This is a genomic window from Bacillus sp. 1A (assembly GCF_052682215.1).
Genome location: NZ_JBQYLZ010000001.1, coordinates 253289 through 268944, shown reverse-complemented (window position 1 = coordinate 268944; position 15656 = coordinate 253289). Strand labels below are relative to the sequence as shown.

Below are 15656 nucleotides of genomic sequence, written 5' to 3'. Positions count from 1 at the left end.
TAATAGTAAATAGAAAGTTGTTTAATTAAATAGATGAATTAATAAATTTGACGTAAAGGACACACCTTACGTACCATCCCAACGGTACAGGTGTGTCCTTTTTTTATATTTAGGAGGAAAAAATATGAGTGTGAAAAGAAAATTTTTATTTGCTTGTACTTCAGTTTTACTAGCAATACCAACAGCAGCTAATGCTAAAAATAATGATGTACCTTTTTTTGATGGAAATAACGAGACCTATTTAAAATCGTTAGAATTGCAAATGCCTGGTAAGTATTTTCGTCCTGGTAGTGGATATGAACCAGTAAAAACATTATATAAAGCAGATATACATTATCCAGCGGTTTATAATGGTTCATTTAACTGGGGGAATCCTAAAGAAAATTTGGTACAAAGTGAAGATACTGCAGAGCCATTTGTTCGAATATCGAATGAAGGTTATTTTAATCCCTCAATTAAGGTTGGAGATCGTATGGTAACGGAATTTGAGCGTGTAAATACATCTGTAATTCAAGATAAATATTGGGGGAATCCTGATTTTGTTTTAACCAATATGAAGAAGCATGTTATTAATTCAATTGTCAATCGGACTGATTTTGGAAGTTTCTATTGGATTAGGGATATAGCATATCTTTCTGGTGGATATGCGGGTGCTGGGGCTGTAGATGGGGTTAATAAATATAATTTATGGTATGTACGTACAAGCAAGCCACAGATTAAAGATTTTAAAGTATCTAGCAAAAAAAATGAACTGAATAAGCCAGTAACGTTTAATTTAAATGGTTTTGAGTATGTGAGTAAAAATAAGGGCTATAATGATCGTGATTCTAATGGAACAACAGTAAACCCTTATCAAAAAGCTGCTGGAGAACGGAACCGAGTTAAATGGATGTTAGATATTATAAAAGATGGCGAAACTGTGCATCATCAAGAAAATTATTTACGTTCAAATCCGCAAAGAGATAATGAAAGAGCCAATGAGGGAGATGCTGGGAAATTTGTAAAGGATGATGTGAAATGGCAGCCACAAATGTGTGGTCGATATACTGCGAAAATGAAAGTGCTTGATGCTGTTCAGAGGGAATCTAACGAGAAAACTGTTGATTTTACCATAGATGGTAACTGCGGTACTGAAGTAACACCTAACCCAGATCCAGGCGATGAAGATGACTTTAAATATAAAATTGATTTTTCTAGTGACAGAATTGAAGGAGAAACAGCAAGAGAAGGAAAGAATATTAAAACAAGAGTAGATGTATCGCGTGATAATTTTAAGCCAGAACGTGACCAATATAGAGCAAAGGTAAATAATAATATTAATAAATCTCAGCAGGAAGTATATAGTGCTGAATCTAATAGAGATAGTGCACAGTCTAGTTTAAGTTATTGTCGTCGTAATCCAATTCATGAGAAAGATGCGGAAGGCCATGATTACTATATTGATAGAGATTGCTCTTGGGAAGAAGATAGATTAGACGATGCTGCAAGTAGGCTAGATACAGCAAGACAAAAACTAGAAAAAGAGAAGAATAAAATTAAAAAGTTAGATGCACTAGAAGCGAAATATGCAAATCCTGAAACAGTAGTCGCGCTAAAGCATAACGGACAACAAGTAGCATCACAAAAGGTAAGATTAACTGAGGGAGAAAAGAAAACCTTGAACCTTGACTGGCAACATAAAGGGAAAGGAACAATTCAGGCAGAAATTAACCCTGCTGGTAATCGTATAGACATAGAGGAAACTACGTATAAAAATAATCCTATTAAAACCGCTATCTATGAGCCTTCAAAAGAAAAAGAAATGTGTGGTGTAACGAGTGTAAAAGGTGTAGTAGAAACAGTAAGTGAACGTGTATCAAAAGAAGATATAGTTGGGGAAATGTATTATGAAACTTTGACAGGGAGTATTGATAATTTAGCTCCTTCTAAGCTACATTCTGGTTATGGATTTTCGTATGAAGTAAACGGTAAGTACAAAAATGATTGGAATGCAAATTACCCTGGTGTATTTACTACTGCTAAGGCACAATACCCGTTTGCAGACGAAGGATTAAAGTCTACTCAAGATTTAGAGAAGAAAGAACTTAAAGATAATACAGCAAAATTCCTACCTAAAAATATGTATTTATCTGAAGCAACAGGACATGTCTTTGATAGTAAAAGACCAACTAAGTCTTTATACTGGGATGGACAAGAGAAAATCATTGATGGTGGCCAAAAGTGGTATTCGCCACTGAAGACAAAAGATGGTGTATATACTTTTAATGTAGAAACAGCTCCAGCAGGTGTCAATGAAATGAGTCTATGTTTAACTGAGCAAGTAGAGATTAAGGGTGTTGCATACGATGATTTCATAAAAAGAAGAGTATTTCCTGACGATCCGTTTCCTGGGGGCAGTGGAGTAGGTTGGAATTGGGTTGGTAAGGAAGACATACTTCATAAATTAACAGATTGGTATTACATGAAAAAAGGAAAATAAAGATAAAATATAGTATAATTAGATGGCTCGAAACAATAATATATCTAACTTAAACTAGTAGCTGAATGGATAAACCAAAGGCACATCCCTTAACGGGATGTGCCTTTTTTTCGTAGAAAGGGGAATTTTAAATGGATAAAAAGAAAAAACAACGTATGAGACGTGCGATTTTTATTGGAGTTATCGCAATGATTGCATCGTTATACATCGGAAACGAATTTCAGGATCGAAATGGGAAAAGTTATGCTCCTGCAAAGTATTTTGAAACAGGAACAAAATTGATTTCGTTTTAATAATAATTATGTCTATATTATCTACTATCGTGGACAAATCTGCATGACATGTACAATAGTTGATGTTATAATATGTGTAGAAGTATTATAATAATAGTTTTTGCATAAACTAATAAAGACGAAGTGCTGCTAACACTTCGCCTTATGTAACTGTTACCGCAAGGTGGATGGTTGCTAAAAAAGTTTATTTTTTCTTAGAACCGCCCTTCAGACGCTTGCTGGCATTGAGGGTGGTTCTTTTCGTTTTTCGTCGCTTTTTTTGTGTTTTCTTCCAAGACGTTGATAGGGATTTTCCTACTCGTTTTGCAAAAAACACAGCGACTTCTCTAGCAATAACTTTTACAATTTCAATTGCTATCATGAAAAGAATTTCCATAGTGTCACCTCCTTTCCCCATAAAATAAAAGAGAAAGGAAAGCAACCGACCACCCTGAAATATTCAGTTACGTTATATTTATTATACCATATCTACGGGTGGGTTAATAGCTTAAAAGCCTTGATATGACAACGTTTTAAGGCTGTTTTTATTTTTATAATTAGAATTTTTGAATGGTGAAAATAATATTTTTTTTAGAAATGATTGACATAAAACTCTATATATCATAATATTGAAATTGTAATATTAAAGAAACTAAATCCAACATTTTCATATAGACTTTAGATTAGCTAAAAGGACACACCTAAGGCGCATTATGCCATAGGTGTGTCCTTTTTTTGCGTTTAAAGGCTACATAAGGAGGAATACAAACATTGAAGCCATCTAAGTTTCAAAAGAAGCAGATTGTTGCGGTAGGTCTAGCCGCTGCAACAGTAGCGGGTATCTATGGATACAATCATTTCGCAGTAGAAAATGCTGTAAAACCAACAAAGATCGTTGTAGCCGCAAAGGATATACCTGCACATACAGAGATTAAAGAAGACATGCTAGTGGAACGTACATTGCCTGGTGATGCCATTCCACCAAATGCATTACGTGTAAGCAAAAAAGAGGTTGTAGGAAAATGGACAAATGATGGGCAACCCATTGTTGAAAACAGCTATCTTTTTAAAAACAAAGTAGTAAAGAAAGAGGAGTTACCGGACTCTGCCATTTTAAATTTAAAAGATGGAGAAGTTGCATTCCCGTTACTCGTTGATTTGGAAACAAGTTCAGGGAATAGTATTATCCCGAACACGTATGTGGACTTGTATTTCAAACAGGTTGTGAAAGAAGGAGACAATGAGAAGGTTGTCTTTGGTGGTCTGTTCCAACGTGTACGTGTGACGGCTGCAAAAGATAGCAATACAGAAGATGCATTTGTGCTAGAAAAGAAAGAATCAAAAGAGGAACAAGAAGGAAAACAGAAGCCAAAAGTAACACGATTATACACACTGGCTGTCTCACCTGAACAACTTCAATACTTAAATCGTGCAAAAACACTTGGAGATGTGATTCCTGTTGCAGTCGGACAAAAGGTGGAACAAACAGGGAAAGAATTAGAACCAGCTGAAGGATTCTCACAAATATCTGATCAAAAAAACATTTTAGACTATGTAGAGAAACATTCGACTAATCCAATTTCTAAAAATGTAAAAGAGTATGTAGCACAGTATCTGAATGAATCTAAGTAAGAAAGGGGTTATTAAGATGGAGCGGCAAGTAAGAATCATTTCCTTTTATGCCACAAACGAAAACGTTGGAAAAAGTACGTTAAGTATTGCAATGGCAAATGAGTTAGCTCATTTAGGGAAAAAGGTGCTTTATGTAGAAGCAGACCAAGTAAGACCAAGCTTTGCAGTTGGAACTGGTCTTAGCCACGATAGTAAAAATATATTAGAGCTTGTAAGAAAAGAAAATGATTACAACCTCTTGCAGTATATTTGTACCAAGCAAGATTTACTAGAGAAAAAAGTGAATCCAAGGTTGATGCAAAAATTACACGATAAGATGGATTTTCTTGTATTTCCATCAGGTTATAACCTAGCTCAATTCCCTGAGATTCAAAACAAAGAATTGTTTGTAACGACATTAATAGAATCACTTGTAGACACAGAATACGATTATATCATTCTATCGGTGCCGACTGAATTATCAGAGGTGTTGAGTTATCCAATCCTATACCAATCAGACCTTGTTGTTCATGTGCTAAATGGAAATCCTCGTGGTGCGATAGCAATTAAGCGAGAATTACAACTAATAGAAGATGCGAAGCTAACATTACCTCGAATGATTCATGTGCTAAATATGGCAGATGAGAATTATGTAGAAGATATTGAAAAGCTTTCTTCTCAAAAAATAGCAGTAACCATTCCGTATGACAGAGATCGTACGAGTTACGAATGGGGGATGCAATTTGGTTCCCCGCAAATTAATACAAAGGTCCATCAAATTATGGAAGCAGCTGGTCTTGGTATTCCATCCCAGCAATCTTCCATGAAAAAGGGTTTCTTTAGTATACGAAATTAAAAGGGGGGACAGGAGTATGTGGGGCTATTTACAGGAAAAACAAATCGCCTTAAAGCGAAATCGAGTGGATTTATATCACTTTGGTTACATGATTCGTTCCAAGTCAGCTCGAAAATTAGGAACAACTATAGCTCAACAAATTAAAGATGTAACGGATGAAATTCGTGCATTTTTAGTAAAAGACCATCGTGATATCTTAAGTGAATCCTTTATGAATAAAGAAAAGAGAGCAGCTGTAGAACAAATCATTAAAAGCTTTTTACTAAGCAATCAAGTCGTGATTTCAGATGTACCTTCTGAACAGTTACTAAATATGGTGTGTGATGAAATCGTGGGGTTTGGGATTATAGAACATTTGAAAGAAGATAAGGATGTAACTGATATTTATATCAATGGCACAAAAGAAATCATTTACGAAAAAATTGGAGAGGGAGAATGTACATTTCCCTACCGATTTGAGACGGAAGAAGAAGTGAAAGCTCTAGCTTATAAGATGGTAAACAGTACATCAGAGTCATTAAATACAGCAAAGCCATATGTGGACTGCGTGTTTCCGTATATCCGTATCAATATTGCGTTAGATGAACTTGGGGGACTAGGAACAACAATAACGATTCGTAAGAATGCGGATCACCTTCGTGCTTCTGAAGAGCGTATGCTATCTACTAATCAAGCATCGAAAGAGATGTTGAACTTTTTGGCTGCAGCTGTGAAAGCCAAAATGAATATTTTAGTTGCTGGAGCTACAGGTACAGGAAAATCAGAGTTTATGAAATATCTTGCTTCTCATATTCCGAAAGGGAAGAAAAAAGAACGTACTCTGGTAGTAGAAGATAACCCTGAACTTTATTTACATCGTATATTTCCAGAACATCACTTTGTTCCGATGCAGTGTAGGGCATCCGAAGTAGAAGAGAATGCAATCGACTTTGATAGATTGTTAACAAATGCTTTACGTCAAGGACCTAAGAGATTAATTGTAGGGGAATCGAGGGGGAAAGAAGCGTTAAAAATGATTAACTTCTTCCAAACAGGACATCCTGGCTTTACCTCTGTCCATGCAAGAAGTGCAAAAGAAGCAGTTAGACGTTTAATGCTCATGTGTCTGCAGAGTGGTGCGAATATCGATGCTCAGTATTTATATGAATTAATTTCTCAGACATTTGATGTGATTGTCTTTTTAGAAAAGAAAGATGATGGGAATCGCTATATTACAGAGATGATTGAATTATTGGATTATCAAGATGATATACAGTTCAATCAGCTCTCTCAATTTATTCCGTCGGGTGAAGAATATGATGAAATGAATGAGAGAGTAGGAAAGATTCATGGAGATCATATCATTACAGCAAAAATGTCAGCTGAAATGGAGAAGAAATTCCGTTCTTCTACTGTAAATCCAGCTCTTTATGCGCCATTCCTTTCAAAACAGGAGGTGCAGTATGCATAGTTTATTGGCTTATGGATGTATATTTTTGATCTTTATTAGTGTTGGATCGCTCGTTTTACTTTTTACAAAATCTAAAGGTTCTGCTCTTTCTCAATTTGTTCAAGAAAATGAGAAAGAAGAAAGACGCTTGGAATTAAGAAATATCAAAGGTATACGAATGTATCTGCCACAATCCGTTATCCAAGAAGCCCAAAAGTACGAGTGGAAATTGAAGAAAAGTATGTACTGGATATATACGATTCTTTCCGGAATGAGTATTGCAGCAGTATTCTATTTTTCCTTTGGTAGAGATCCTTTTACACTGATTACCGTTTTATGTGGATTTTTAGTTCCAAGGTTTCTTCTCTATCGAAGAAAAAAACGTTACTACTTGGTTGTCATTGACCGTCTTTCTATTTATATGAAGGCTGTAGCAAATGCACTTCAAATTAGCAACAATGCAAAACGAGTGTTAGTTCAGGTGAAACCAATGATGCATGAAAGCATTCAAGAAGAAATAGAGAAAGTTTCTCTTTTATTAGAAGGTGGAACTACAATGCACCGTGCATTTAGAGGATTCAATGAAACTTTTAATTTTAGAGAATTGGTTTTCTTCCATGAAATGTTGGAAGTGTGTAGCCGAGAAGGTGGCGCGAATTCAGTGCAAGTCTTGCTAGATATTGCAGAAGATTTCGAAAAACAAAAGCTATATCTGGCAAGATTACGTTCTAGTTTGTCACAAGCACAACGTGCATTTGTACAGAACTGCTTAATTGTCATTGCCATGCCGATTGTGATTATGTTGATGTCGAAAGAAGCATATGGATTTTTAGCAGGTTCTATGATGGGGAAAATTGCATTAGCGGTAAATATGTTCATTGTCTTCTTCTTAGCAACCCGTGTAGAAAAGATTGCAAATTATAATCCAACAGAAAGAGGGGAATAAAGTGGCTGCGATTTTAGCTGTAGTGGTATTCGTTGTCATGTATTGGGTATTCTCTACCTTTCTACATAGTAAAAAAGATAGTGGTAGCTTACTTACAAACTATGTAGAAAATGCAAAACGAATTGAAAAAAAGAATTTAAATCAAATGATGCTTGCTCCCTTCCAGTCGTTATCTCATAAGTATCTGACAGAAGAAAAGAAAGAGCAGATCCAGAAAAAATTAGAAGAAGCTGGTTTGGATACGAAACCAGAAGAATATTTGAAAATGAAGGTTGCATATCCGATCATTTTCACCTCTGTTTTCTTGATATGTACGGTGTTTCATGATTACTACTTATTTAAAGTGGGCGTTTTGATTTCACCACTGCTTTATTTCTATCCTGATTATCTATTAAAGAAAAGAATCAAGCAGGCGATAGAAGCAAGGAAGTTCGAATTACCAGAGTATCTAATTCCAATGCTGCAGTTGTTAAAAACACATACAACATTAGAAGCAGTAAAAAAGGCACAGATATATGCCGGAAGACATCTTCGACCGTATGTATCTACACTTACAGCGGAATTAGAAATGTATGCGGGTTCGGATCAACCGTTTCGAAACTTTGCAGCAGCTTTAAATAGTCCAGAAGTAAATACCTTTACCATCGCGCTACAACAAGCGCAAAAAACGGACAAGGTACAGAGTCTTCGTATTATGGACGCGCAGATTAAAATGATGCGTGAGTTAAAACATGAGAACTATAACCGTCTCATTCAAAATAAACCAATGGAAATGAATAAATTTAACGTTGCCGTTATTGGCTGTATTGTGATTTATCCAATGGTTATTGTTATTCAATCCTTAATGCAAGGATTTGCAAGTATATAAGAGGCTAGTATCCCAAATTGAATAAAAAAAGGAGCAATACACATGTTAACAAAAATGAAGAATTGGTTAAAAAATGAGGATTCACAACTATCATCGGAAAACGGTATGTTAATCGCCTTGGCAGTCATTATCGTATTAGTGATTGGGCCGTTTGTATGGAAAGCGATCCAAGGCGGATATGACACGATTCTAGCTCGATTTACAAAAGCATCAAGTAATGCAGATGTGAATTCTTGGAACAAACAATAGAAGGTTTAAATTAATGATGTTTATTATGCATAGCTCAAATAAATAGATAAGGGAGATTCAATCATGTTAGCAAAAATGAAAAATTGGTTAAAAAATGAGGATTCACAACTATCATCAGAAAACGGTATGTTAATTGCCCTGGCGGTCATTATCGTATTAGTAATTGGCCCGTTTGTATGGAAAGCAATCCAAGGTGGTTATGATACGATTCTGGCAAGATTCACAAAAGCATCAAGCAATGCAGACGTAAATTCTTGGAATAAGTAATAAAATATTTAAATATATAAGTTCTTATTTTAGTAGATTCTTAAAATCGATATATAAAGGAGACGAAATACAATGTTAGCAAAAATGAAAAGTTGGTTGAAAAATGAAGACTCACAATTATCATCAGAAAACGGAATGTTAATCGCTTTAGCGGTCATTATCGTATTAGTGATTGGGCCATTTGTATGGAAAGCAATTCAAGGTGGTTATGATACAATTCTAGCTCGATTCACAAAAGCATCAAAAAATGCAGATGTAGATTCTTGGAACTAAATTTAATTTTTTAGGGGTGTAGATAAGGGGAGTCACGTTTTAAGTGGCTCCTTCTATTCCAAAAATGAGGAGGGCTAATGATGAAATTTTGTAAAGTAATGATTCCTACATTGGCAACAATTGCACTAGGTATATCAGTAATGGGTACACCTGCAAGCGCAGCAACAACAGCTGAGACAAAACTAAATCAAAGTATAACGGGTGGTGAGCATAATATTGCCGTTACACCAATTAGTAACTTTAATGCCGTAACACTAAGTGGAGAAACGCAAGTGACAAATGCAAATCCTGGTGTGCTAACAGTGACAGATGCAACTGGTTCAGGGAATGGATGGAGAATTAATGTAAAAGCAGATCAATTTAAAGTAAGTGGAGATGCAAAATCAAATCGGACACTTCCAAAGGGTTCCTTAGTTTTAAATAGTAGTGGCGCTGCTATTACCAAAGTAGGAGGAACAAGTTCACCAAATCCTGAGTTTAAAGCAGCAAACTTTATAGTCGATACAGATAACCAGGTGACAGTATTAAGTGCGAAAAAAGATGAGGGTATGGGGAAATATAATGTTAGTTTCAATGATAAGTCTCTAGCTTTAACGTTAAATCCACATAGTACGTATGTTGAGAATAAGGCTGGTGCTACCTCATATGAGTCAAAACTGACATATTCTATTGTAACAGGACCTTAATAGAAATTTATTATACAGAAGAGAATCGCGTATGTAGGATTCTCTTCTGTACATAGAAAGAAGGAGCAGAATGAAAAGCAATGTATATAAAATTTTAATTAGTATTTTGGTTGCGATTATATTTATTTTAAGTGTAAGCCTGAAACCTTTTAAAGTTGTTTATGCAGAAGAAAAACAAGATAGTTTACCGTTTGATGTTAACATTCATGTTCCAGATAATCAGTTAGGCGATATTAAAAATTATTATAATTTACAGGTGAAAAAGAAACAGAACCAAACAATAAAAGTGGAAGTACATAATAAGGCTAATACCCCAATCAAAGTAAATGTAAAAGTGGCTAATGCTCTTACCTCTACAAATGGCGGTATTATGTATGTGCCAAATCGTGAGGTTTTACAAAGTACGTTAATGGATACAGATTTTTATATGGATCAGTATGTGCAAGCCCCTTCTAATGTTAGTTTAGAAGGAAATCAAACGAAGACCATAGAGATACATGTAACGACACCAAATCAAGATGGCGTATTTTTAGGTGGGTTATTATTTGAGTTAGCACAAGATACAAAATCGCAGGAGCTTGAAAAAGGCGGATTAAACTTCTCTGTACATAACAGAATTGAATATGCGGTAGCGATACAGCTGAATGTAAACAAGACTGAAAATTTTGTTAATGAACCATCTCTGAAGTTAACTGGCACAGCAATAGAATCATATCCAACACAACCGCAAGTACATGCACTTTTTCAAAATACAAATGCAAATATCGTGAGGGATGTGGCAGTTTACTATGAAATTTCATCTGAGGGTAACGTTCTATTTCACGGGAATATTCCAACATTCAATGTTGCCCCGAAATCTAAGGTAGGATTGGCTATTCCCTGGAAAGCAAAAGAGTACAAAGATGGAAAGTATATGCTAAAAGTCACAATAAAAGAGAATGGTGTATCTAAAACATATATAGAAGAATTCCAGATAACTGCTTCTAATGTGACAGAGTACGCGGAACAAAATGGTGCAGTAAAGGTATTACCGACGTATTCAAATCAAACGTATATGATAGTGGCTGGTGTTGGAATATTAATCATTTCGATATTTGTATTTGTATGGTGGAGAAAGAAAAGTGAAAAACAGAGAGAAGAATTAAAAGCTTCTTAAATACGAAAGAAGTGAAAGGAGAGGATAGGGTGAAACGGGGGAAGATTTTCACTTCAATCATGCTTTTAACTGCCGCATGCTTGTTTATAGGTACAAAAGATAACACTATTTTAGCCGAAGAATCAATGAAAAAGCAGAGTGGTATTCCAACACTCACTGCAAATGGAAAAGAAAATGAAGTCAAGCTAGAATGGGCGATTGATATCTTAGAGCAGGACGTATTATGGAAAATTGATTTTAATAACCCAAAAGACGTTAATTTGATGAGTGGTTGGGGAGAGTTTTACGGAAATGGGAATCAAGGTTTACAATCTGAAGTCTTTTATCCAGGTGGTACAGATACTAGCGGATACAAAGTATTTGATACAAAATCGGGAGGGAATCGAGTCTTATATCCTTATACAGTAAGAGAGAGTTCCATTGCTGTTTTTAAGCGATTAAACGTACCTAATAATGCTTATATTTCAGCAACATTTAAAGCGAAATCACAAAGATTGGGGAGAATTAGTTTCTATGGTGATGGAAGCTGGGAAACAGGGAGAGAATTTGATTATTATGACGCTACTGTTTTAAAGGATGTTCCAAGCGGTTCAAAAGAATTAGAAATTAGTAATATCTCTTTGTTTCCAGAGAGAGAACCCGGTACCAACATACCAAGGGATAGAAGACATATAACTTCGGATATAAACAAAGATGTGTATCAAGATTCTCCCATGATAGATAAGGTGATCCCTTACCAGGATGGTTCTGGAAAGGGCAAGTTAATGTTAAATAGTCCAATTGTGACTCCCATGAAACAAGGGGATCGCCTAAAAACAAGAAAATGGGCAGCACCTATCCAATTACCGAATAATCGTACAGTCACAAAGAATGATACGAACAAAGACATAAATGGATGGTCTACATTTAGTATGAATACTCAAGTTGCAAATAATCCGTTTTATATTACCGAGCAACGAGGCGTAACTTTTTATATGCTTGCGTATTCAGAAGGAATTACCTATGTGGATGAGTTAAAAGTGGGGTATGCATCGGAAGCAGAAGTATACAGGGGGAATCAGCAAATATATAAGGGCAGACTCTCTGACTATGTAGATAAAGAAGCAAAAGATCAAGCAGTACCAACAACACCAGAAAGCTTTCAAATTGAAAATAGAGAACTGAAAGAAACTAAAGTAACGTTTGCACCTGCGAAAGATGAGGGGAGTACCTATCATTATAAAATTCGTGGAGTTGGTAGGAATGGCGTTTCAGACCTTTCTAAGGAAATTCCTGCAACTGTAACAAGTGGCGTAAAGGGATATGAATATGTAGTAAATGATAAATCTGACACATCCCTTGATAAAGTAAGTGGTGTTCAGTTTACAAATCAGACTACCATTAAGTTTCCGACTGATTATGCGAAACCACAATATGTACATATCCGAACGGTAGATAAAGCTGGAAATAAAAGTGCGACAAAGCATATTTTCACCACACAAAAAGGACAGGTAGACATGCTCACTGTGCCAAAAAGTGTAGAGTTCAGTCCGATTCAATTAAATGGAGAAAAACAAAATTCATTTGGCACATTAGGGAAACTCACGATACATGATAGTCGAAATCAAGCGGATGGATGGAGATTGAATATGACTATTTCGCAATTTACAGAGTCGAACATAGCAAAACAATTGCCAAAGGGTTCTCTATCCTTAAAAAATCAAGTGAGTGTAACAAAAGTAAAAGGTCCAGAGACAGGGAAACCTATTGTACAGATCCCAAATACACCTATTGATAATGGGGCAGCACACACTATTATCCGGGCTTCGAAAGATGTAGCAATTGGAGAGTATCAAGTCGATTTTGGACAAAATGGATTACAACTGCAGTTAGATCCAGGGACAACTTATGTAGGGAAGGATAGACAAGCCACTTATACTTCTACGGTCACTTGGACTGTAGTGAGTGGACCGTAATAATCCATCAAAACCGGGAAAATAAGGAGAAAAATTATGAGTATATATGTAATAGGAATACTAATAGGATATATGACCCTGAATGTATTTACTGATTTGAAATATAGAAAAACGAAAAATATATGGCATCTATTATTCTTAATTGTTGGTATAGGAATCACGTATTTTACTGGAATAAGAACGGGAAAAGAGATTGTAATTGTACTAGTCATGGCCTTAGCATGCGGTTTATTACTAGAGACGTTTAAATTCTCTTCACCCGGTGATACGAAAATGCTTGTGGTGGTAGCTTTATATGTTAGCAATGTAGTAGAAGAATCGGCTATGCTTACCTCAATTACATTAACAGCTTTCCATTTACTATTCTTTTGGATTGCTAGTGTGTATCGATTAATTAAAATTTTAGGGTTTGTAGGAGCGATTAAAGACCAATTGGAGCATGCTGCTTCTATATTTGGGGCAAAACTGCCAAAGAAAGAAATACAGCTGATACAGAGCTTTCCAGGGGCTTGTTCTATTTTATTAGGAGCAATCGTGTATGTTGCTTTCACTATTTATCAAAACGGGGGTATATTAGCTTGAATAGTAGAATCATTCATCAAAGAGAAAAGTATATTTATTTCACGATATTCGCACTAGTAGGGATACTGATTACAAATATGTTTATTAATATGGTATTTATACTAGCGTATCCGTTACTTATCGGATTAATTGTACAGGTTATCCTGCTTCAGAAGATAAAAAAACCATTTTATCGGAGCGGAAAAGAATTAACGGAACAGTTAAAACTAAAAAATATATTTCTAGTAGAATCAAACATTTTAGGAGATGAAGAAGGAACTGTCTATGAGGTGCATCAAATGCCTTTTTCATTTTCTAATGGATTAATTAATAAAGATAAGAGTTATAAAGTCATAAAACAAGAGTATGATAGAAAAGTCAAAGAGGATTTAACGAAAATTGCAAAATGGCAAGTTACAACAAAAGCTAGACTTGTTACGACAACTCATTTTCGTTTATATACAATTTGGCAGAAAAATAGTACAGGTTATCAGTTAAAAAAGTTTGAGGATTGTATCGATCCTTACGCAAAGATGAACCTAATTCAATGGATGATTGCTTCATTTTGTACAACTGGACGTATAAAGTATGACAGGGTGCCTAAAGAATGGGCTAGTTTTGAATGGATAGCTTTAAAATAAAGTTTGATTAAAACTCATTTAGAACTCTTCGCTTGAAAAATAAACGCATCGGATTAAACTTAAAGAAAAAAATAACAAAAAGAAAAAGGCCTATTTCTATATGGGGCCTTTTTTTAAATGACGAATGAGATACGACTCAATATCTCGTGTAGGATACTTTTATTATACATGATTTACAAAAATTTCAAAAGTGATAGGTTGTGTTTTTAATATTTAATAAGATTTATTGGAACAGTTGGAGCGGGAAAACCAGCCATAATACTAAAAAAATCAATGGCTTATGTTTATTTGAAAAAGTTGAATGCCTGGGTTCAAAACAAGGCAAGGCGCAAGTATCTATGGACTAAGGAAATAATTCCCAGTGAAGGAACTACTTCAACTGGCAGATATTCCACGCAGCACGTACTACTATTAGGTAAAACATTTTAATCGTCCCGATAAAAGGCGGAGATCAAAGTGCTCATTCAAGCTATTTACGAGGAACATGAGGGCCTTTATGGTTATCGTCGTATTCACGATGAATTAATGAATGGTAGGCATAAAGTAAATCATAAAAAAGTGTATCGTCTGATGAACGAATTAGATTTAAAATGCCTCGTTAGTATGAAAAAATATCGTTCTTATAAAGGGACAGTTGGAAAAATTGCACCTGAGGGTGAGCTTTTCAAAAACTAATCTGATTAAAATCACCCCCAGTGACATCTTTCCACTATTAATCTTCTGTGGGAATAAATTCAAAAATACTCTCATCTTCTATAGAATCTACTAATTTTTGCAGCCACTTGTAATAAACTCGAGAGTCTTCTAATTGCTCATAAATCTGTTCTGCACTCGCTTTGATTTCTTCTGGTTCTTCCTGATTATTCAGCAATTCTCTTAATATTTTTTGAGATTTCTCCAACGCATTTAAATTTATCTTTACTTCCCTTTCCCATTTACGAGAAAAGAAATGAGTGAAAAATTTAAAAAAATCTTTTTCCGCTATATAAGTATGTTTTCTGCTCCCTTTAATAAACTTCATTTTGACAATATCAAAGTCTTGCAGCTTTTTTACACTTGTGCTCATACTAGGTTTGCTCATTCCTAGTCGTTCACGCATTTCATCTAAATTCATGTCATCTTCAAAGTACATTGTTCCGTATAATGTCCCCGCGCTTCTTGTAACTCCATAAAGATCCATTGTTTCAGCAATCGACTCAATCACTAATGTCTTTGCCCTGTTAATGGCCTCATATCCACTTTCGTTCATCCTGCAAACCCCTCCTAGTAGAAAAAAGTCGAAACCTTAAGATTATAAAATTTATTTTGAACAATGATTATATTAACGTATTATAGAAAAATGTCAAAAAAAATGTTAATAAATAATTTTTCCTGCCCGATGAACCCGTACGTATCAACAGGTTATAA

17 protein-coding genes and 1 pseudogene are annotated in these 15656 nt (G+C 35.2%); 16 read left to right on the top strand and 2 right to left on the bottom strand.

Features of this window, described 5'->3' with window-relative positions; translation table 11 throughout:
• The first annotated feature begins 124 nt into the window (after positions 1-124).
• Both ACUN0F_RS01405 and ACUN0F_RS01400 read left to right on the top strand, forming a co-directional pair.
• A complete protein-coding gene (locus ACUN0F_RS01405; protein WP_445539050.1) occupies positions 125-2479 on the top strand; it encodes a hypothetical protein in 2355 nt (784 codons plus the stop codon).
• 131 nt (positions 2480-2610) lie between these two features.
• A complete protein-coding gene (locus ACUN0F_RS01400; protein WP_445539049.1) occupies positions 2611-2772 on the top strand; it encodes a hypothetical protein in 162 nt (53 codons plus the stop codon).
• A 184-nt stretch (positions 2773-2956) separates the two neighbouring features.
• Here the strand turns inward: ACUN0F_RS01400 and ACUN0F_RS01395 are convergent, their stop codons facing one another.
• On the bottom strand, positions 2957-3148 hold the full coding sequence (locus tag ACUN0F_RS01395) for a hypothetical protein (protein ID WP_445539048.1): 192 nt from the start codon (positions 3146-3148) through the stop codon (positions 2957-2959).
• 374 nt (positions 3149-3522) lie between these two features.
• Between ACUN0F_RS01395 and cpaB the strand changes: the two genes are divergently transcribed.
• The 14 genes and pseudogenes from cpaB to ACUN0F_RS01325 form a co-directional block, all read left to right on the top strand.
• Positions 3523-4383: a Flp pilus assembly protein CpaB gene (cpaB, locus tag ACUN0F_RS01390; protein ID WP_445539047.1), complete on the top strand. Its 861-nt coding sequence runs from the start codon at positions 3523-3525 to the stop codon at positions 4381-4383.
• A 16-nt stretch (positions 4384-4399) separates the two neighbouring features.
• On the top strand, positions 4400-5218 hold the full coding sequence (locus ACUN0F_RS01385; RefSeq protein ID WP_098413075.1) for an AAA family ATPase: 819 nt from the start codon (positions 4400-4402) through the stop codon (positions 5216-5218).
• Positions 5219-5234: 16 nt separating this feature from the next.
• A complete protein-coding gene (locus ACUN0F_RS01380; RefSeq protein ID WP_445539046.1) occupies positions 5235-6668 on the top strand; it encodes a CpaF family protein in 1434 nt (477 codons plus the stop codon).
• The gene (locus ACUN0F_RS01375; RefSeq protein WP_445539045.1) at positions 6661-7593 is read left to right on the top strand and encodes a type II secretion system F family protein; all 933 of its coding nucleotides are present in this window, start codon (positions 6661-6663) and stop codon (positions 7591-7593) included. The genes ACUN0F_RS01380 and ACUN0F_RS01375 overlap by 8 nt, the downstream gene beginning before the upstream one ends.
• Before the next feature lies 1 nt (position 7594).
• A complete protein-coding gene (locus tag ACUN0F_RS01370) occupies positions 7595-8461 on the top strand; it encodes a hypothetical protein (protein ID WP_445539044.1) in 867 nt (288 codons plus the stop codon).
• 42 nt (positions 8462-8503) lie between these two features.
• On the top strand, positions 8504-8710 hold the full coding sequence (locus ACUN0F_RS01365) for a hypothetical protein (protein WP_000956354.1): 207 nt from the start codon (positions 8504-8506) through the stop codon (positions 8708-8710).
• 63 nt (positions 8711-8773) lie between these two features.
• Complete coding sequence (locus ACUN0F_RS01360; RefSeq protein WP_000879955.1) at positions 8774-8977, top strand: hypothetical protein; 204 nt, start codon at positions 8774-8776, stop codon at positions 8975-8977.
• 72 nt (positions 8978-9049) lie between these two features.
• On the top strand, positions 9050-9250 hold the full coding sequence (locus ACUN0F_RS01355; protein ID WP_087983660.1) for a hypothetical protein: 201 nt from the start codon (positions 9050-9052) through the stop codon (positions 9248-9250).
• An 80-nt stretch (positions 9251-9330) separates the two neighbouring features.
• Positions 9331-9936 carry a WxL domain-containing protein gene (locus tag ACUN0F_RS01350; RefSeq protein WP_088060768.1) on the top strand — a complete coding sequence of 202 codons (606 nt, stop codon included), beginning with the start codon at positions 9331-9333 and terminating at the stop codon, positions 9934-9936.
• Positions 9937-10006: 70 nt separating this feature from the next.
• Positions 10007-11092: a DUF916 and DUF3324 domain-containing protein gene (locus ACUN0F_RS01345; protein ID WP_445539043.1), complete on the top strand. Its 1086-nt coding sequence runs from the start codon at positions 10007-10009 to the stop codon at positions 11090-11092.
• Positions 11093-11121: 29 nt separating this feature from the next.
• Positions 11122-13047, top strand: a complete 1926-nt coding sequence (locus tag ACUN0F_RS01340) for a WxL domain-containing protein (RefSeq protein WP_445539042.1) — start codon at positions 11122-11124, stop codon at positions 13045-13047.
• Between the two features lie 36 nt (positions 13048-13083).
• Positions 13084-13629 carry a hypothetical protein gene (locus ACUN0F_RS01335; RefSeq protein WP_445539041.1) on the top strand — a complete coding sequence of 182 codons (546 nt, stop codon included), beginning with the start codon at positions 13084-13086 and terminating at the stop codon, positions 13627-13629.
• Positions 13626-14249: a hypothetical protein gene (locus ACUN0F_RS01330; RefSeq protein ID WP_445539040.1), complete on the top strand. Its 624-nt coding sequence runs from the start codon at positions 13626-13628 to the stop codon at positions 14247-14249. The genes ACUN0F_RS01335 and ACUN0F_RS01330 overlap by 4 nt, the downstream gene beginning before the upstream one ends.
• Before the next feature lie 290 nt (positions 14250-14539).
• Positions 14540-14900, top strand: a pseudogene (locus tag ACUN0F_RS01325) (IS3 family transposase); the annotation flags it as partial.
• 61 nt (positions 14901-14961) lie between these two features.
• Here the strand turns inward: ACUN0F_RS01325 and cudC are convergent.
• The gene (gene cudC, locus ACUN0F_RS01320) at positions 14962-15498 is read right to left on the bottom strand and encodes a choline uptake/conversion transcriptional regulator CudC (protein ID WP_131934977.1); all 537 of its coding nucleotides are present in this window, start codon (positions 15496-15498) and stop codon (positions 14962-14964) included.
• Positions 15499-15656: the final 158 nt, after the last annotated feature.